We start from the raw sequence: 18,425 nt of genomic DNA, 5'->3' as shown, positions 1-18,425 counted from the left end.
GTCTTATAACATCAGCTGTCTTTTGAGAGATGGCATTCATTGAGCTAGACATTTGTTCAACTGCAGCAGCAGATTCTTGTAAGCTATTTGCTTGAGTGTTTGCTGAGCTTGCTACTTTAGATACTGATTCAGCTAGAAGTTTAGCTTTTTCTTCTAGTACTTGTGCTTGGTTTAGATTGTCATTTAGCATTTTAGATATCTCTATGCCTAGAGAGTTTATGCCACTTGCTATCTTACCATCATCATCAAGTCTTTTTGTAAAGTCTTGGTTTTTATAAGTGTTTAGTAGATCAAGTACATCTTTGCCGTTACTTGAGATTGCATTTTTAAGAGCAAGTTGTAGATCTTTAAATGTGCTTTTTAGTTGATTTAGAGCTGGGTTATTAGTATCTGCTTCTAAGCTTGCTTCGTAGTTGCCATCTTTTATCTCATTTACAAAGGTGTTGGCTTTTTGGATGAAGGTGTTCTCTTTTTCTTTAGATGTTTGGATCTTTTGGATGTTTTCATTTATAAGAGAAGACATAACGCCAAATTCATCTTTAGAAACGATATTTGACTTAACTGGCTCTTTGATCTCGTAGTTTAGAAATTTAAAGAACGAAATAAGCGAATCAGATATCTTTGAAAGTGGCTTAAGTGATCTGCTAACGATAAATATAAGAAGTGCTACGATGACTATTATAAATATAACTGATGAGATGACTTGTGAGACAAGTGTTTTGCTAAGGCTTGCGTCATAATCGCTCCAAGAGTTTGCAGAGCATACAAGCCAGTTTGCTTGATCGTAAAGCTCGCAAGCAAGAAGTCTTTCTGTGCCTCTAAGATTGTAAGTAAATGTTTTATCGCCATTTTTCTTATACTCGTTTGAGTAGTCGTCAATGATCTTCATAGCTTCACTAGAGTCAGAAAGGACAAGATCTTTGTGAGTAAAGTGTATGATCTTTTTGTGCTCTAAATCCATCAAAGCTATTGCGCTACTTGAAGTTGGTTTTATCTTATTAAGCTCATTGTCAAGCTTATCTATGCCCATATCCACGCCAAAGACACCAACAACCTTGCCATCAACAACTATCTTTTTAGCGATAGTTAAATTTAAGCCACCAGCTGAGCTTGTATATGGAGCTGAAAAGATAATGCCCTCTTTTGCAATAGCGTCCTTGTACCAGCCTTTAACCCTCGCATCATAGTTTTTTCTCTGATCAAAAACCATAAATTTACGCTCTTTGCCATCAAGCACAGCGTTATAAACAGCACCATCAGCCGCATAGCCAAAGTAAAACTCAGAAAAATCAGTAACCTGTGCTGCGTTCATCAGCACTTTTTCTAAAGCCTCTTTGTCATCCAAAATTTGTGGATGCGCCTCGAGGTAACTAGCAAAATTTTGAACGGCTGCAAGCTTATCTTCAAAAAATGCATTCATATAAAATTGCAAGACTTTTGAAGACGAAGTCTTAGACTCCTTTGCTAGATCATAAATCCTCTCCTTGGTATTTGTGTAATTCACCGTTGAAAACACGCCAAGCGAGACAACTAAAAGCACCACAATAACGAGTGCTATCTTGTTTGCTGCTTTTTTCATAAACAAAATCCCTTTGTGTAAAATTTTATCTTTATATCGGCAAAAATTTTTTATGGTTAATAGCTATTTACAATTATTTAGGTGTGAAATTTCAAGCTAAATTTCACATAAATTTTAGTTTCTAGCATCTGCTAAAACAAGCGCAAAAAGCACATCAACGCCTGCTTTTTGAAGCGTATCTCTAGCTTCTAGTATCGTTGTGCCAGTGGTTACGATGTCATCTATCAAGATAACTGGCGCCGTGATCTTTTTTAAAATTTTAAAATTTCTTGGATTGTTTTGTCTAAATTTAAGATCCTTGCCGCTGTAGCTGACACTGCTTGTAGCATGCAGGGCATGAAAGATGGGTTTAAGGTTTTTAGCACGAAGTTCATTTGCCAAAATAGCCGTGTGCGAGTAGCCATGATGCACTCTATCATCTATCGGCAGGGCATAAATTTGCTCTGGAAAGCTAAAGCTTTTAGCAAATTTCTTAAATGCAAATTTGGCTAAATTTTTATAGATAAAAAGTCCGTGCATTTGGTGCTTTGAGTGGATGAGCTCTTTGATCTCAGAGTAGCCGTAGAAGCTATAAATTTTAAAGCCCTCTAGCTCTCTTACTACAGGGCTTGGCTCGCTTAAAATTTGCGAGCAGGTTTTACAAAATGTCTTTAGCGTAAAGCTCTTGCAAAACGCACAAAACATCAGCTATTTAAGATAGCGATCGCAGAGCGTTTAACAGCGTCATTTATGATGTCTGTTAAGAATGGCTTAAATGCTCCGCCAGTGCGAACTAGCTCAAATTTGGTTTGGTTGTTTGAGATATTTTTAATGATACTTTGATCGCCTTTTTGGATTTTAAGAGTGATCTTTATCTTGCCCTTTGTGTTGTCGCTGCCATATCCGCTCATATTTGCTTCAAATTCGTTTATGAAAACTTCAACCACAACGCCACCCATGCCATTTACATTTGCGCCACGTGCCGCAAGCTCTCTTTTAAGGGAGTCGCTAAAATAAGTCGCGAGATCGTTTTGAAGCACGACATACTCTTTTACAGTGCCTCTGCCATCGGTTATAGTTGCAATAGTGCTTTTATTTTTGCGACTATCATGCACCGCGCTTATATAGACTTCAAGGCCGTTAGCTTGCTGACTTGCAGCAGTTTTGTAAGGATCAAACGCAACTACTGTCTGAGTAGGAGTGCAACCGCTCAAGAATAGGACAAAAAGCCCAAAGATAGCTAGAAATTTAAATTTACTCATATTTTTCCTTTCAAAGTTTAGTTATCTCATCAGCCACTTTTATGGCAGCTTGCTTGACTAAAAGTGCGATAAAGAAGTCAAACTGACCGCTTTTTGACGCCTTAAGCTCCTCCACGTGGTGTCTGGTCGAGATAGGAATTCGTTTTTTGAAATTTATATCTGAAAGCACAAGCTCGCCATATAGATGTCCGTTTAAAATTTCAGAGCTTCTAGAGTAAGTGCCTCTAAGCTCGTCAAATCTAAAATCAAGCCTATATGTATAAGGCGATGTTTGCGTATCCACGACAACGATGCCACGCGAATTTAGCTCACGTTTTAAAAACATATAAAAGAGCACTTCAAGACGTGGATTTGAGTTAAAGACTACGCCGCTACCATCTTCTCTTGTATAGTAAATCGACCTTGCGCTGCTTCTAGCATCCACGATCCTATGAAAATAGACCTTCTTTAGCCCGACATTTATGTCGATCATATTTTTTTCTAAGCAGCAGTTTATCGCCACGTCGCTTCTATACTTGACGCCATTTATAAAGACGCCATCGCCCCTGCCCCTGCAAGCGCTGCAGTCAGCTGGGATCCTCATAACCTCTTCAAAATAGGTCTTATCTTCGCTACTTATGCTTGCACTTTGCACGCCGTCTATGCCCTCGCATGATAGACAAAGGCTAGCTTTTGCCACGCAGCCAGTTAGAAAGATGGCTGCAAAAATTGCTAATAATGTCGCTCTTAGCATTTCACTTCCTTTTGCTCTTTTTGTTTTTTGCGGAGATTTTTTACGCTCTCGCCTGCGATGCCGTAGTTGTTCGTATCGATCTCATCGATAATGACAACGGTATTTTGAGCGCTTCTACCTAAAATTTCGCTTATTAGCTTTGTAACTCCGCTTATCATCTTCTCTTTTTGCTCCACGCTTGGGCTATCACCCTCTTTTGTCACGCAAATTTTCACAAACGGCATAGCACTCCTTTTTGTAAATTTAGTACTTAAATTTTAATCAAAACCTATCCACCAAAACAATATCCTTGCTGCGGCAGTATCGCCACCTCATAAGAAGGCGAGATATTTTGTGATGATTTTGAAAGCTGTGACGTGAAATTTTGGTGCGGATAGAACATGTAGTTCATCAAGCCAGAATTTCACTAACTCTTTCAAAAGGGCACAAAAGATAAGCCGCTAGTCTATTTTTAGAACGGATAAAAACGCCTCCTGCGGCAAATTCACCTTACCTATCGCCTTCATACGTTTTTTACCCTCTTTTTGCTTTTCAAGCAACTTTCTCTTACGAGTAATGTCGCCGCCGTAGCACTTGGCTGTGACGTTTTTACCCATTGATTTTACGGTTTCGCGGGCGATTATTTTATTACCGATGCTAGCTTGTATCGCCACCTCAAAGAGCTGACGTGGCACGATCTCTTTCATCGCCTTTACGAAGTCTCTGCCCTTTGTCTGTGCCTTGCTCTCAGGCACGATGATAGAGAGTGCATCGACCGTCTCGCCGGCCACTTTGACATCAAGCTTTACTAGATCGCCCACGCGGTAGTCGCTTGGCTCGTAGTCAAAGCTCGCGTAGCCTTTGGTGCTTGACTTTAACTTGTCGTAAAAGTCCATCACGATCTCGTTCATCGGTATGTCATACTCAAGTAAAACGCGATCAGTCGTGATATAGTCCATCTTCGTTTGTATGCCGCGGCGGTTGTTTAAGAGCGTGATGATGTTGCCCAAAAACTCGCTTGGCGTGATGATAGTCGCTTTCACGTATGGCTCAAGGATCGAGTCTATTTTATTGACTGGTGGCAACTGACTTGGGTTTTGAATTTTTAAATTTAGCCCATCAGTTTGGATGACTTCATAAGTCACAGTAGGCGCTGTGGCGATGAGATCAAGGTCAAATTCACGCTCCAGCCTCTCTTTGACGACCTCCATATGAAGAAGACCTAAAAAGCCAACCCTAAAGCCAAATCCAAGTGCGACCGAGGTCTCTGGCTCGTAGCTAATGGAGCTGTCGTTTAGCTTTAACTTATCCAGCGCGTCACGCAGATCTTCAAATTTATCAGTTTCAATAGGATAAAGTCCCGCAAAAACAAACGGCTTAGCCCTCTCAAAGCCGCCAACTGGCTCTTTTAGAGGATTTCTTGACTGCGTTATCGTATCACCAACTTGCACGTCGCTAACGTTTTTAAGCCCCAAAACAACGATGCCAACCTCGCCAGCTGCAAGGCTCTTTGTCTTGATCGGAGCTATAGGATTTGGATACATGAGGTCAAGCACGATGTGTTTTTTGCCCGTGCCCATGACTAAAATTTCATCATTTTTTGAAATTTCACCATCATAAACACGCACAAGAGCAAGCGCGCCAAGGTAGTTGTCAAACCAACTATCGTAGATTAGCGCCTTTGTAGGCTTATTTGCGTCGCCATTTGGCGCAGGGATCCTCGTAATGATCGCTTCAAGCAGCTCTTTTATGCCAACGCCTGTTTTTGCGCTCACTTCGATCGCTCCTGAGCAGTCAAGTCCGATGATATGCTCGATCTCGTCTTTTACCCTAGCAGGGTCAGCCGCTGGTAGGTCGATCTTGTTGATGACTGGGATGATCTCTAGGTTATTTTCAAGCGCGATATAGACGTTTGCGATGGTTTGTGCCTCCACGCCCTGGCTAGCATCCACGACAAGCAGCGCGCCCTCGCAACTAGCTAGGCTACGGCTTACCTCGTAGCTAAAATCAACGTGTCCTGGGGTGTCTATCAAATTTAGAACAAAATTTTGCCCATTTAGTGCGTAGTTTAGGCGGACAGACTGGGCTTTGATCGTGATGCCACGCTCTTTTTCGATGTCCATCGTGTCCATGATTTGCGAGCTCATCTCACGGTCACTTACGGCGCCACACTCCTGAATGAGGCGATCAGCAAGCGTGCTTTTGCCGTGGTCGATGTGAGCGATGATGCTAAAGTTTCTAATGTTTTTCATGAAATCCCTAGTTAAATTTTAGGCGATTTTATAAAAAAAATCGTTAAAGTTGAGTAAAAATGAGTTTGCTAGGCTAGCAAGGCTTAAATTTAAAGCTCAAATTTAGCTCTTAAACTTTTACACAAAGCGCAGAGCACAACGCAAAGTGAATATAAAAAATAAAAATAAGCAATAAGCGGCAAAAAAACAAGAAAACCTGAAGCATAAACTAAAGCGATAAGCCCGTATGTCGCATTTGCCAGTGCTGGCACGTGATAAGTCCAAAGCTCTGGTTGTTCAAAAGGGGTGTCTATGGCATTAAAATATAGAGCAAAATTTAACGCCAGCAACAAAGTAAATATATAATCCTTTTTCATACAAAATAGAGCGCAGATCAAGGCTACTACGAAATTTACTGTGATAAGAGAAACTATGACACTGCCCATAAAAACGCAAAACAAACCCATAGCCACGACCATTAGATATTCATTTTTTATGCGAAACATTAAATTTAAGCCTTTTGCGTCAAATTTTAGTGATGATGCCCAAAATGTTCGTCCTTATGCTCGCTTTTTAGCTCGCAGATGAGATCATCTTTGTGTCCAAGGCTCTCGCTCTCAAACTGAAGCGTGACATGGCCGATGCCAGCGTGAGAAAGCTCGTGTTCGATGCGCTTTATCATCTTTGAAATTTCAGCCACGCTTAGCGCATCATCCACCACCACGTGGGCTATGAGCGCGTTTGTGCCAGCATTTATCGCCCAGATATGTAGGTCATGCACGATTTTAACGCCATCTACGCCCTTTATAACGCCTAAAATTTCATCCGTATCAAGCTTAAGCGGCACGGCTTCGATCAGGATATTAAAGCTATCTTTTAGCAAGCTAGCACCACTTTTTATGATGAGCAGCGAGACAAAGATGCTTGCGATGCTATCGGCCTGCGTGAAGTTAAATTTCATGATAAGCAGCGCCGCAACGATAGCGCCAACTGAGCCAAGCGTGTCGCCAAGCACGTGCAAATAAGCACCTTTCATATTTAAATTTTCTTTTGTATCAGCGCTTTTATGCATATAAATGGCTACGATCAAATTTACCACAAGCCCCAAAATGCTAACAAAAACCATCGTTTCAGCCTCTATCTCTGGCTCGTTAAAAAGCCTGATGATAGCTTCAACTACGACAAAGACTGCAAGTGCGATAAGAGCGATGGCATTTATGAAAGCAGCGATGATCTCAACCCTTTTGTAGCCAAAGGTCTTTTGCAAATTTGCCCTTTTTTCTGCGATCTTAAAAGCGACCAGCGACAAAAAGAGAGCCGCAGCATCTGAGAGCATGTGAAATGCGTCGCTAATGAGCGCAAGCGAGTTTGAAACGAAGCCAAAAACGGCCTCAACTATCATAAACGTGAAAATTAGAAAAAATGAATTTCTAAGAACGCTCTTATTGTGCATTATTGTCCTTCTTTTCGGCGTCGATCCTCTTGCCGATATCTTTTAAATTTGAAAATTCCTCGATGAGCTTTGGCGAGTCGTCAAGACTGATGACGAAATTCCATATATAGGTCATCACAGAGTAGATGTGGCCGGCATTTGTCTGCTGCGAGCTTAGCACTATTATCGCCACCAAAAAGAGTAGCGAAGCGCTAATACCGATGATAAAATAGCTCATCGCCTCTCTATTTGAGATCGCTATACGAAATTTAGAAACGACATCGTAGTGTCTATTTAGCGTGCTTTTGTTAAAAACACCTATCACTTTTGCCTCTTTTTCTAGGCGGTCATTTAAGCGAAGATAAAGGTCGTCATTTTTCTTGATATATCTTGGCAAAAATATAAGAAAAAAGGTCATCACTACAAAGCACGCCACAGCGACCTTTGGCTCGACAAAGATGAGCATAAACGCTGAGCCGATGATCGAAATAACCGATGTAAAAAACATAGGAAAATGCGTCTCAAAGAAATTTACAAACTCTCGCGAGAGCGCTACTCTAGCGATGATGGCGGAGTCGTCTTTGGCATTTTGTTTTTCATTCATGATGACATTTACAGCAAGCTTTGCGTAGATATTTGCAAAAACTTGCGTATCCACGCGGCGCCTAATGGCTCCTACAAGCCACGCTATGAGCACAAAAAGTGCGTAAATAAGGGCATTTAGCGTGTTGCCTTGTATGATTGCGTTGATCGCAAAGCCCGCAAATATCGGATAAGCAAGAAAAAGTCCGTTCTCAGCTAGCACCAAAGTAAAGGTCAAAATGAGCTTTTTGTTATGCTCGGTCGCTATGCCTTTTAGCGTTTTAAAGGCGTTATTTTGCAAATTTACTCCTAAAAATTTTGCGAATTTTAGCTCAAATTTATAAATTTTGAAAAATTTTTGTTGTAACTCTTGACATTACAACAAAAAATCACTATACTTCGCTCATCGGTTGTAAATAAAAAGATTACAACACAAAAAACAAGGAGAACAAAATGAAAAATTATCAGGTTGCAAAGATCACAAACGAGCCAAGGGTCGAGCTAAAAGAGGCTTTAAATTTAACTGGCTGTGAAGTATCTATAAACGAGCTTCCAGCAAACGTGAGCGTGCCATTTGTCCATGCGCATAAACAAAACGAGGAGCTTTACATCATCCTAGAAGGTGACGGCGAGCTCTTCATCGACGGCGAAGTGATAAAAGTAAGCAAAGGTGACGCGGTGCGCATAGATCCAGATGGTAAAAGGTGCTTTAAAGCTGGCAAAAACGGCATCAAAATGATCTGCATCCAGACAAAACGCGGTAGCCTAGAGCAATACACAATGAGTGACGGAGTGATAGTTGATGACGTAAAGCCAAGCTGGCTCTAAATTTAAAGAGAAAATTTAAAGGAGAAACAATTAAAATAGCAATCATAGGTGCAAACGGCAAAAGTGGCGCAAATTTAGTAAATGAGGCCCTAAAACAAGGTTACGACGTCACAGCGATCGTTAGAAACAAAGAGTATAAAAACAAAAGCGTAAAGGTCGTTTATAAAGATATTTTCGAGCTTACAAAGTTTGGTCTAGCAGGCTTTGACGCCGTTATCAGCGCATTTGCAGCATGGAGCGAAGAGACTTTTCCGCTTCACAAAAAAGCGGCTGCTCACCTTTTAAATTTACTAGAAGGCACTGACACAAGACTCATCGTAGTTGGCGGCGCTGGCACGTTATTTGTTGATAGCAAAGGCACTATGCTCATGGACACCCCAGACTTCCCAGCAGCATATATGGGCGTGGCAAAGGCTACGGCAGAGTCTTATTTTGTGCTAAAAGGTAGCGCAAACGTGCTTTGGACATATGTAAGTCCAGCAGCCGACTACGATGAAAATGGCGCTCGCACCGGCAAATACGTCCTTGGCGGGGACGATCTCATACTAAACTCACAAAATGAGAGCTACATCAGCTACGCAGACCTTGCGCTTGCGATCATTGACGAGCTAAAAAACAAGAAATTTATCCAAAAGCGCTTCAATGCAGTTGGCGAGAGAGCGTAAGTTTATAAATTTGAGAGCTGCAAAGGCTCGTAAGTCAAATTTAGTTGGCTGTCTTTGGTAGAAAATTTAAGTATAATCACGAAAAATTTAAGGACGATCATGCAAGTTGGCATCAAATTTTCAACTGCGATACACGCACTTTTATGTGCTAAATTTTTTGAAAACGAGAAGGTTACAAGCGAATTTATAGCAGGCAGCATAAACACAAACCCAGTTATCGTTAGACGCCTACTTGGCACTCTAAAGGCTGCAGGGCTCGTAAATGTCGCAGCTGGAGTTGGTGGAGTGAGCCTTGCAAAAGAGCCAAAAGATATAAATTTACTTGAAATTTTTAACGCAGTAAATGAGAAAGAAAAACTTTTTAAAATTCACTCTGACTCACCAAAAGCCTGCCCGCTTGGTGGCAGGATAGAGGAGCTTTTAAGCGGGCACTTTTTAAGGGCGCAAACTGCGCTAGAAAACGAGCTAAAAAGTGTTACTTTGCAAGACCTACTAGACGAGCTTGCAAGATAAATTTTGGCTAGAGCTTGATCTTTTCTAGCCAAAATAAATTTACAAACTACTCCTGCACCGAGATCCATTTTTGTGCGATCCTTACGGCATTTGTCGCAGCTCCCACACGGATCTGATCGGCACTGCATCTTAATTACGGCTTATTTAAATTTTAGTAGCTAGCATGTAGAAATTTAGCGGCGAGGTTTCATTGTGATTTGTATTTATTTGACTTTAAATTTAGGCTCGCCACAAGCAGGTATTTAACTAGAAATTTAACCCAAAAGATAAATATCAATCAGCCAAAACGGATAAATTTAGCAGGCTAGAAGCTCCAGCCTGCAAGGGTTATTAAAATAAGCTATTTACGCTTTCGTTGTGATAAACGCGGCGTATCACTTCGCCAAAGAGTGAAGCTGTGCTTAGCACTTTTATACAAGGGAGTTCTTCTTTTAATGGGATCGTATCAGTCACCACTAGCTCGTCTAAAAAGCCAAGTTTTAGCCTATCATAGGCTGGTCCGCTAAGCACTGGGTGCGTGCAAAACGCCATTACGCTAGTTGCGCCACGCTCTTTAAAAATCTCAGCCGCTTTTACGATGGTGCCAGCGGTGTCGATCATATCATCGACCAAGATCACATCTTTGCCTTTAACATCGCCGATCACGTTCATCACTTCGCTCTCATTTGCTTTCTCTCGGCGTTTATCAACGATGACCATATCAAGCAAATTTAGATTTTTCGCCAAGGCTCTAGCACGAGCTACGCCGCCTACATCTGGGCTTGCGACGACTGGATTTGGTAAATTTTTAGCTTTTACGTAGTCGTTAAAGACAATGCTACCATAAAGGTTATCTACTGGGATGTCGAAAAATCCTTGAATTTGTCCTGCATGAAGATCCATCGTCACGACTCTGTCGATGCCCGCTGTTTGCATCATATTTGCCACTAGTTTTGCAGTGATAGGCACTCTAGGAGCCGCTTTTCTGTCTTGTCTAGCATAGCCAAAATACGGCACGATCGCTGTTATAGAGCTTGCGCTACTGCGTTTTAAAGCGTCAGTTAAGATAAGAAGTTCCATTAAATTTATATTTGCTGGGGCACATGTTGGCTGGATGACAAAAACATCTTTTCCACGCACGCTTTCGCCGATTTGCACGCTGATCTCACCATCGCTAAATCTTTTTATGCTAGCTTCACTGAGCGGAAGCGACAAATATTGCGAAATTTTCTTCGAAAGCTCAATATTTGCGGTGCCTGAGAAAATTTTATAGCCTCTCATAATAGTAACCTTTTTTAGTGATTTTTATGTTGGGATTTTATCAAAATGAGCTTTAAATTTAAATTTATTTACCAACTAATTTTAGCCAAAATTTATACTCCAAAAGGCAAAATTTACACCAAATTTTTAAACCATTTTATATTTATAAATTTATGAGGACTAAGATAACAAACATGTTTAAGATATGTAGAATTTACGACTTTATTAAAAGCGACGACGAGAGTTTTAAAGGTGTCTTTATCGATAGACTATATCCTAGAGGCGTGAAAAAAGAGATCTTTTCTAGCTTCATTTGGCTAAAATCAGTCACTCCATCAAACGAGCTAAGGTCATGGTTTCATGAGGATAAGGAGGCTAGGTTTGATGAGTTTTGCAAAAGATTTAGGCAAGAGCTAAATGGCAAAGAGGAGCAAGAGGGGCTAAAAGAGCTTAAAAAGCTAGAAAAAGAGTATAAAAACGTGGCGCTTCTAACTGCTGTCAAAGAGCCAGAATTTAGCCACGTCAAAGTTATAAAAGAGGCGCTTAGTTCTTTATAAAGCCACTTGCGATGACGCGATCACCATCATACATCACGCAAAGCTGACCTTGCGCTACGCCAAGTGCGTTTTGATTTAGCGTTAGCTTTGCGGTTTTGCTAGCTTTATCAACCTCTACAAAAGCCTCAAGTTTAGGGCTTCTATACCTTATCTTTGTTTCGCACTCAAATTTATCTTCATCTATAAATAAATTTACGTTTTCAAGCTCAACCACCTTTTGAGCAAGGTCATCTTTCGTGCCGACAACTATCTCGTTTTTATCGGCATTTATCTTGATGACAAAGTGTGGCTCATGAGCGCCAAAAACCTCAAAACCACGGCGTTTGCCGATAGTGTAGTGCATGTAGCCTTGGTGGCGGCCGATGATATTGCCATCTTTACCCACCACATTGCCTGGTAAATTTGTGTTGTAGTGCTTGTTTAAAACCTCGATGTAGGTATTTTCAACAAAGCAAATTTCACTGCTTTCTGCCTGAGTAGCGAACTCTTCAAGCACTTTTACGCCTCTTGCTAGCTCTTTGATATCTTTTTTAAATTTATCCCCAAGCGGGAAAATGACATCTTTTAGCACCTCTTTTGGCACCTGAGCTAAAAAGTAGCTTTGATCCTTGCTAGGATCTTTGGCGCAGGTTATAAAACCATCAACCACCTGCACGTAATGCCCAGTAGCAAGCTTCTCGCAGCCATTTGCCTTTGCAAAGTCAAGTAGCGCACCAAGCTTTATAAATTTATTACACAAGGCGCAAGGATTGGGCGTTTTGCCCTCTTTGTAGAGCCTGACAAATGGATCATAGACATATTCGTTAAATTTATCCTGCAGATCGAGGATATGCACCTTGATACCAAGGTATTCGCCCACTTTTTTGACTTTTCTGATGTTTTCTTCATGATATCCTGGCTTTTGATGAAGCATCATGTAGCAGCCTTGCACCTCATGTCCAGCCTCTTGCAGAAATTTAGCCGTCATCGTGCTATCTACGCCGCCGCTCATTGCAACCATTATTTTCATATTTTTACCTTTTTTAAATTTAAAGGCGATATTTTATATCTTATTTTTAAATAGCCAAAATTTCACTTACGATAAGCTCTATATCATCGGTGATTTTATATAAATTTAAATCTTCTTCGTTTATCGTTTTTTGAGGGATCAGCGTCTTTCGTATAAACTCATCAAGCCCTTGCCAAAACTCGCATCCGTAAAGAAAAATTTTCACTTTTTTGCTGCCAACATGAGCTAGGACTAAAATTTCAAATAGCTCATCAAGCGTGCCAAATCCACCAGGAAAGACGACAAATGCGATAGAGCTATCAGTTAGGGCAAATTTTCTTGGACTTAAATTTGAAAAGAGATATTTTGCGGTGACGTATGGATTTGTTTGTTGTTCAAACGGCAGTCTCACGTTTAGTGCGACGCTAGGGGACTTTGCGCTATCAAATGCACCCTTATTTGCCGCTCTCATTATGCCATCTCCTCCGCCAGTTAAGATGGCAAAACCTAGCTCATTTAGCTTGTAAGCTAGCTCGTATGCCTTTTTGCAGTAGAAATTTTCTTCATCAAATCTAGCCGAGCCAAAGAAGGTTACATTTTTGTTTTTATACTTTAAAACGCTTGGAAATTTTAAGAGATCATTTACTAATTCATTCATTATTTTAACTGCTGAAGCCTCTCGCGTTTTGAGCCTATCTGCGTGATCTGGATGCCAAAGTTACCATCTATTATGACAACTTCGCCAAGGGCTATCACCTTATCTCCTATCAAAATTTCAAGCGGGTCGTTTGCTAGCTGATTTAGCTCGATGACTGAGCCTATATCCATAGTGAGCACATCTTTTAAGAGCATCCTTTTTGAGCCGATACGAACGCGCATTGGTAGCCTTACGTCCATGATAAGGCCGATATTTCTCATCTCTTCTGCGCTAAATTCGCCCTTTAGTGCATGAGGAGCAGCTTGAGCCTTTGTGCCATCTGCTGGCTCACTTTTAGCAGGCTCAAAAAATCTCATAAGCGTGTGATCGCAGACAAAAGCCACATGCTCATTTAGATCCTCGATCTTTATGTTAAACAAAAAAAGCTTTTCAAAAACGCTAAAATCAAGCGATGAGTTTTCATCTAAGAAATTTACATTTATAACCTCAAAGCTGATCTTTGGCATGCCCTTTTGCGCTCCAAGAGAGGTACTAAAGGCGCTAAAGAGGTTTGAAAATATCTCTTTTGCAGCGTCAAGCTCGTCGCTACCGAGATTTTCATTTTTTGAGATTTCCTCCTCGCCCATCATCCACTCACTAACTGCACTTATAAGCACCGGCGTGCAGGCGATCTCTGCTTTTGCATTGATGTCACCACTTAATGTCACACTAGCCATGACAACTGGCGGTTTTATGCCATTTTGCGCTGGCGCGTCAAATTCATTTCTCTCGCCGATCTCTGGCGCTCTGCCCGTCAGCCCTTCGATGGTCGCTTTTAGCTCATTTGAAAAGATATTAAAAAATTCATTCGTCATTATCTTCGCTCTCTTCTTCGTTGTTGTGTTCGTTGGCCTCGTCGTATGCCATTAGTTTTGCTTTTCGCTCTTCTTCGTATTTTTCTAGGATGTGTTTGATCTCATCTTTATCAGAGCGGATTAGCTGCTCGATCTTGATAGACTTTCTAAATCTATGAAGCCCAACTTCTGCTAAAAATACCTCTTTTTTATCGATGCAAACGATCGCCTTATCATCAGCTCCTCTATCAAGCCTTAAGATATCGCCCTCTTTTAAATTTAAAAACTCATTTACGCTAACGATTGATTTACCAAGGATCGCCTCATAAAGCACCTCAGCACGGCCTATTAGCGTTTTTAACTCTTTGTTTCTACTCTTTTTAGCGCTAGTTTCGCCAAGCATGATGTCTCTGTTTGCAAGGCGCGATAGGATCGGCTCTAGGTAGATGACTGGATAGCATAAATTTATCATACCGCTTGAACCTCCAACGATGATCTCCATGACGACCATGATAACGATCTCGTTTTGAGATACGATCTGAACGACGTTTGGACTGCTCTCTTTTGCCTCGACGTTTGGATACATATCAGTTATCATCGACCAGCTCTCTTTTAGGCGCTGCATGATCATCCTAAGCACCGCATCGAGCAAATTTACCTCGATGTCAGTTAGCTCCCTGTTTGCCTCGAAATTTTCACCAGTTCCTCCAAGTAAGCGGTCTATCATAGGAAATGCTATGCTTGGATTTATCTCTAAAATGCAGTTTCCATCAAGTGGCTTTATCGAAAAGACGTTAAAGCTAGTTGGGCTTGGCAAACTCATCAAAAACTCGCCGTATGTCATCTGATCGACGCTGTGAAGCCTAAGCTCAACGATACTTCTCATGACGCTTGAAATTTGACTAGCTAGGTTTCTAGCAAGCTTGTCGTGGATGCCTTTTATCGCACGGAGTTGCTCTTTACTGACGCGGTTTGGACGCTTGAAGTCATAGATAATGATCTGCTTTTGTTCGCCTTGTGGGCTCTCTTCTATCTCGATATTGCTCGTATCACCGTCTTCATCGACGACTTCAAGTAGCGCATCTATCTCTTCTTGACTTAAAATATCAGCCATTAAACCCCCAAGCTGCGTCTGATGCGATCAAGCAAACGTTTATGAATTTGTGAAATTCTACTCTCGCTGATGTTCATTATCTCGCTGATCTCTTTTAAATTTAGCTCTTCATAGTAGTAAAGCTGAACGATCATCTGATCGCGCTCATCAAAGTCTTTTAGCGCACTTTCGATCTTTAAGATAAGATCCTCTTTTTCTACGCTTTTTTCAACATCGCTTTGACCGATTAGCTCCATTTGCTCGTCTATTGGCAAGATGGTGATGATACCGCTAACGCCCCTTGCCTCTCTTATCTTTTCGATATCTTCATTTAGTTTTTCAGCCAGATACTCGTCGCTTGGCTCTTCTTCGTGAGTGTTAAAGTAGTTATCTATCTCGGTATTTATGCTCTTTACTAGCTTTCTGTCGCTTCTACTAACGACATCAAGCGCTCTTAGGTAGTCAAGCATCGAGCCATAAATTCTCTTTTTGCCATATCCCCAAAATGAATCGTTTTGCTCTTTGTCATACTTCCTGCTAAGCTTTATCATCTCTTCAACGCCAACGCTTATAAGATCATTTACGTCGATACTTGAAGGCAAGCGCTCCTTTAGTCTAAACGCCATTGCACGCAAAGCTGGCATGTATTTTAAGACGATCTCGTCTTGCTCTTTTTTAATGGTGCTTTTATAAGCGTTAAGCTGCTTTTGCTTTAGTTCGTACATTTTGCTTACCAGAGTCTAAATTTTCGGTGGTTACTTTTAGCATGATATTTTCCATCCGTTTTTCCCTAACGTTTAGCTCAGAGATGAGATAGTCTGCGATCTCCTCATGTCTTTGCTTGTCAAAAAATTTCTTCAAAGTCCTTTTTACATCGACATAGTTCATTATCACGATGTGAATTATAAGGTAAAAAAATAAAGTAATAACTAGCGTATAAACGAGCATTTCAATAGGCTCGCTCACCTTTAGCAAGGTAAAAACTATGCCTATGAAAAATCCACAAACCGTAAAAAATGCTATAAAATTTTCTGCACGCAAAGCTCAATCTCCATTAAAATTGTTCTATCAAACGCTTAAAGAAGCCCCCAAAGCTCCTGCTTTGCTCATCTTTAAGCACTTTTCGTTCCAACCTATAAAGCAAATTCGAAGCAATCTGCTTGATCTGCACGCTAGCAGAGCCGTAAGCTTCGTCATCTGTAAAGAGCGTCCTTTGTTTTATGCTCCTTGACACGCTCTTATCAGAAGCCACATAGCCAATTAGCTCTAAATTTAAGCTTGGCCCAATATTTGCATTTGCCACTCGCTTTACATTTTCATAAATTCTAGTGGCCTCAGCCTCGTTTTTTACCATATTTAAAAGTAAAAGTTCGCTATTTTTAAATCTTGAGACGATCTTTATGACCGCGTACGCGTCGGTTATCGCCGCAGGGTCAGGCACAGTTACCACGACAACCTCATCAGCTGCTTCCAAAAAGAGCTGCGTACTGCCGCCTATGCCAGCTCCAGTGTCGATGATCAAAAAGTCAAGCCCATCAAGCTCGCTCGCCTCATCTAAAAATCTCTCAAATAAAAACTGATTGTTAAATTTCAAAATTTCATCGCCACTCTCGCCGGGGATGAGGATCAAATTCTTATTTATAGGTATCAAGATATCTTTTAGACTGCACTCGCCCTTTAGCACGTGAAGCAGGTTTTTACCCATTTTAACGTTTAAGATAACATCAAGATTTGCAAGGCCGATATCAGCGTCAAAAAGCCCTACTTTATAGCCATTTTGTGACAAGACATTTGCCAAATTTGCACTTATCGTGCTCTTTCCAACGCCGCCCTTGCCACTTGTTATCGCTATAAAATGCGTATTTTTAGCCTTATTTTGAGACTGGACTAAATTTTGTAGTTTTTGCGCCTGGTTATTCATCGCTAGCCTTTTGCTTTGTAAAGCCATCAAACACGCACTCTACTAAAAATTCGCTCTTAGCCTCTACAAGATCATCAGGCACCTCTTGACCCACACTAAAGTAGCTAACTGGCGTGTTTGTCTCATATATGAGCGAAAAGACATTGCCAAAAATTTTGGTTTCGTCAAATTTTGTGATTATTAAAGTGTCGATCTCTAAAAATGAAAATCCATTGTAAATTTCTATTAGATCCTCGACCTTTGAGCCAGCTGAGAGGACTAAATTTACATCGATCTTTGCACCGCTATGCTTTAAAAATTTATCAAGTCTTTCAAGTTTTTCTTTGTCATACTGCGAATTTCCAGTGGTGTCGATTAGTATCACGTCGCAGTAGCTAAGCTGCTTTATGGCGTTTTGAAAGTCCTCGACCTCGATGACGTCAAGGATCGGTAGTTTCATCATCTTAGCGTACTGAAATAGCTGCTCGACCGCTCCGATACGGTACGTATCAAGCGTGATGATGCCCGTTTTATAGCGCTTTTCATTGCCGTATGCAAAACGAGCCGCGAGCTTTGCAAGAGTCGTCGTCTTGCCAACTCCAGTTGGACCAACTAGCATCATTATGCGCTGTTTTTTGTCACCGAGCTCTTTTCTGCAAGGCAGCATATTTCGCAAAAGCGAGTAGAAGTACCTTTTTACTGCGGTTGGGTTGTTTTTCATAGAGACTGGCAAATTTTCAAGCGTCGTTTGCATGATCGCCTCTAAATGCTCCTCTTTCATGCCGCTTTGTTTTGCGAGCTTATAGATAGTAGCAAACTCTGGCGGGATTGAGAGATTGTTGCGATTTGGGGCTTTTTCGTCCCAGATCATGTCAGTTATCAGCCCTATTTTCTCGCTTAGCACGCTTACTTGCTTTGCTACGTCGTCTATTTTTTTATTCATGCCATTTGTATTTGGCTCTTTTATCTCGTTCATATCGACATTTGCGATCGCACTTATCTCTTTTGCGACGTCTGAGATGTTTAAAAGCACGCTCTCATTTGGATCGTAAGGCTCAGGCGACGTCGTCTTTGCCTCAAATTTAGCAGGCTCCTCTTTTATCTCAAATTTTGGCTTTGGCGGCTCGTAGTTTTTGCTAAATTTAGAGTAGGCATTTTCATAGTTTATGGCTTTTACATTTGGCTTTGGCGGCTGCTTTACCTCGTCCTCTTCGACGCTTACTAAAATTTCATAAAGCGGCTTTTTGTTTATCGTTTTGGCTTGAATTTGCTTTGTGGTGACGAGTATGGCCTTCTCGCCGCACGCTTCTTGAGCCTTTTTCAAAGCCTCAATGGTGCTCTCGCCTGTAAAAGTATGAAATTTTGTAGCCATTT

22 protein-coding genes and 1 pseudogene are annotated in these 18,425 nt (G+C 41.1%); 4 read left to right on the top strand and 19 right to left on the bottom strand.

Going from position 1 to position 18,425, the window contains the following annotated elements; genetic code table 11:
* The 9 genes from F3G86_RS08145 to F3G86_RS08105 form a co-directional block, all read right to left on the bottom strand.
* The coding region (locus tag F3G86_RS08145; protein ID WP_149723571.1) for a methyl-accepting chemotaxis protein at positions 1 to 1,579 on the bottom strand (1,579 nt) is incomplete at its 3' end.
* Positions 1,580 to 1,693: 114 nt separating this feature from the next.
* Entirely contained in the window at positions 1,694 to 2,263 is a 570-nt protein-coding gene (locus F3G86_RS08140) for a ComF family protein (RefSeq protein ID WP_103595682.1), read from the bottom strand.
* The gene (locus tag F3G86_RS08135; RefSeq protein ID WP_087582573.1) at positions 2,263 to 2,820 is read right to left on the bottom strand and encodes a YajG family lipoprotein; all 558 of its coding nucleotides are present in this window, start codon (positions 2,818 to 2,820) and stop codon (positions 2,263 to 2,265) included. The genes F3G86_RS08140 and F3G86_RS08135 overlap by 1 nt, the downstream gene beginning before the upstream one ends.
* A 10-nt stretch (positions 2,821 to 2,830) precedes the next feature.
* A complete protein-coding gene (locus F3G86_RS08130) occupies positions 2,831 to 3,553 on the bottom strand; it encodes a hypothetical protein (protein ID WP_149723570.1) in 723 nt (240 codons plus the stop codon).
* Positions 3,547 to 3,777, bottom strand: a complete 231-nt coding sequence (locus F3G86_RS08125; RefSeq protein WP_009294206.1) for a 2-hydroxymuconate tautomerase family protein — start codon at positions 3,775 to 3,777, stop codon at positions 3,547 to 3,549. Before F3G86_RS08125 ends, F3G86_RS08130 begins: the two co-directional genes overlap by 7 nt.
* A 216-nt stretch (positions 3,778 to 3,993) precedes the next feature.
* Positions 3,994 to 5,784, bottom strand: a complete 1,791-nt coding sequence (gene lepA / locus F3G86_RS08120) for a translation elongation factor 4 (protein WP_103590264.1) — start codon at positions 5,782 to 5,784, stop codon at positions 3,994 to 3,996.
* 89 nt (positions 5,785 to 5,873) lie between these two features.
* A complete protein-coding gene (locus F3G86_RS08115; protein WP_103590263.1) occupies positions 5,874 to 6,269 on the bottom strand; it encodes a transporter in 396 nt (131 codons plus the stop codon).
* A 26-nt stretch (positions 6,270 to 6,295) separates the two neighbouring features.
* Positions 6,296 to 7,216 carry a cation diffusion facilitator family transporter gene (locus F3G86_RS08110; RefSeq protein ID WP_107892534.1) on the bottom strand — a complete coding sequence of 307 codons (921 nt, stop codon included), beginning with the start codon at positions 7,214 to 7,216 and terminating at the stop codon, positions 6,296 to 6,298.
* Complete coding sequence (locus F3G86_RS08105) at positions 7,206 to 8,078, bottom strand: ABC transporter six-transmembrane domain-containing protein (protein WP_149723569.1); 873 nt, start codon at positions 8,076 to 8,078, stop codon at positions 7,206 to 7,208. The genes F3G86_RS08110 and F3G86_RS08105 overlap by 11 nt, the downstream gene beginning before the upstream one ends.
* 152 nt (positions 8,079 to 8,230) lie before the next feature.
* Here F3G86_RS08105 and F3G86_RS08100 point away from each other — a divergent pair, with 152 nt between their 5' ends.
* The 3 genes from F3G86_RS08100 to F3G86_RS08090 all read left to right on the top strand — a co-directional run bounded on the left by F3G86_RS08100 (position 8,231) and on the right by F3G86_RS08090 (position 9,783).
* Entirely contained in the window at positions 8,231 to 8,605 is a 375-nt protein-coding gene (locus tag F3G86_RS08100) for a cupin domain-containing protein (protein WP_107892537.1), read from the top strand.
* Positions 8,596 to 9,270 carry an NAD(P)-dependent oxidoreductase gene (locus F3G86_RS08095; protein ID WP_317454232.1) on the top strand — a complete coding sequence of 225 codons (675 nt, stop codon included), beginning with the start codon at positions 8,596 to 8,598 and terminating at the stop codon, positions 9,268 to 9,270. Before F3G86_RS08100 ends, F3G86_RS08095 begins: the two co-directional genes overlap by 10 nt.
* A gap of 99 nt (positions 9,271 to 9,369) precedes the next feature.
* Positions 9,370 to 9,783, top strand: a complete 414-nt coding sequence (locus F3G86_RS08090; protein ID WP_149723568.1) for an Rrf2 family transcriptional regulator — start codon at positions 9,370 to 9,372, stop codon at positions 9,781 to 9,783.
* Positions 9,784 to 9,829: 46 nt separating this feature from the next.
* Here F3G86_RS08090 and F3G86_RS10805 read toward each other — a convergent pair.
* Positions 9,830 to 9,916 (bottom strand): annotated as a pseudogene (locus tag F3G86_RS10805) (hypothetical protein); the annotation flags it as partial.
* 197 nt (positions 9,917 to 10,113) lie between these two features.
* Complete coding sequence (locus F3G86_RS08085; RefSeq protein WP_021084389.1) at positions 10,114 to 11,043, bottom strand: ribose-phosphate pyrophosphokinase; 930 nt, start codon at positions 11,041 to 11,043, stop codon at positions 10,114 to 10,116.
* Positions 11,044 to 11,216: 173 nt separating this feature from the next.
* Between F3G86_RS08085 and F3G86_RS08080 the strand changes: the two genes are divergently transcribed.
* The gene (locus tag F3G86_RS08080) at positions 11,217 to 11,579 is read left to right on the top strand and encodes a DUF488 domain-containing protein (RefSeq protein WP_009294214.1); all 363 of its coding nucleotides are present in this window, start codon (positions 11,217 to 11,219) and stop codon (positions 11,577 to 11,579) included.
* On the opposite strand, the gene mnmA is transcribed toward F3G86_RS08080, so the two are convergent.
* From mnmA to flhF, 8 genes are read right to left on the bottom strand one after another with little or no spacing between them, the layout of a single operon-like run.
* Positions 11,566 to 12,618 carry a tRNA 2-thiouridine(34) synthase MnmA gene (mnmA, locus tag F3G86_RS08075; protein WP_258030762.1) on the bottom strand — a complete coding sequence of 351 codons (1,053 nt, stop codon included), beginning with the start codon at positions 12,616 to 12,618 and terminating at the stop codon, positions 11,566 to 11,568. The genes F3G86_RS08080 and mnmA overlap by 14 nt on opposite strands.
* A 16-nt stretch (positions 12,619 to 12,634) precedes the next feature.
* Positions 12,635 to 13,225 carry an LOG family protein gene (locus F3G86_RS08070; protein ID WP_087583760.1) on the bottom strand — a complete coding sequence of 197 codons (591 nt, stop codon included), beginning with the start codon at positions 13,223 to 13,225 and terminating at the stop codon, positions 12,635 to 12,637.
* Positions 13,225 to 14,079 (bottom strand): flagellar motor switch protein FliY, encoded by an 855-nt coding sequence (gene fliY / locus F3G86_RS08065; RefSeq protein WP_103611325.1) that lies wholly within the window; start codon positions 14,077 to 14,079, stop codon positions 13,225 to 13,227. The genes F3G86_RS08070 and fliY overlap by 1 nt, the downstream gene beginning before the upstream one ends.
* Positions 14,069 to 15,172 (bottom strand): flagellar motor switch protein FliM, encoded by a 1,104-nt coding sequence (gene fliM, locus F3G86_RS08060; protein ID WP_012140115.1) that lies wholly within the window; start codon positions 15,170 to 15,172, stop codon positions 14,069 to 14,071. Before fliM ends, fliY begins: the two co-directional genes overlap by 11 nt.
* On the bottom strand, positions 15,172 to 15,876 hold the full coding sequence (locus F3G86_RS08055) for an RNA polymerase sigma factor FliA (protein WP_004317527.1): 705 nt from the start codon (positions 15,874 to 15,876) through the stop codon (positions 15,172 to 15,174). The genes fliM and F3G86_RS08055 overlap by 1 nt, the downstream gene beginning before the upstream one ends.
* Positions 15,848 to 16,192: a hypothetical protein gene (locus F3G86_RS08050; protein WP_012140116.1), complete on the bottom strand. Its 345-nt coding sequence runs from the start codon at positions 16,190 to 16,192 to the stop codon at positions 15,848 to 15,850. The genes F3G86_RS08055 and F3G86_RS08050 overlap by 29 nt, the downstream gene beginning before the upstream one ends.
* A 13-nt stretch (positions 16,193 to 16,205) precedes the next feature.
* Entirely contained in the window at positions 16,206 to 17,072 is an 867-nt protein-coding gene (locus tag F3G86_RS08045) for a P-loop NTPase (RefSeq protein WP_149723567.1), read from the bottom strand.
* A complete protein-coding gene (gene flhF, locus F3G86_RS08040) occupies positions 17,065 to 18,423 on the bottom strand; it encodes a flagellar biosynthesis GTPase FlhF (protein WP_103647133.1) in 1,359 nt (452 codons plus the stop codon). The genes F3G86_RS08045 and flhF overlap by 8 nt, the downstream gene beginning before the upstream one ends.
* Between the last annotated feature and the right edge of the window lie 2 nt (positions 18,424 to 18,425).

The organism is Campylobacter concisus, assembly GCF_902460595.1.
GTDB classification, from domain to species: Bacteria; Campylobacterota; Campylobacteria; order Campylobacterales; family Campylobacteraceae; genus Campylobacter_A; species Campylobacter_A concisus_BL.
This window is presented reverse-complemented; position numbering and strand designations above follow the sequence as displayed.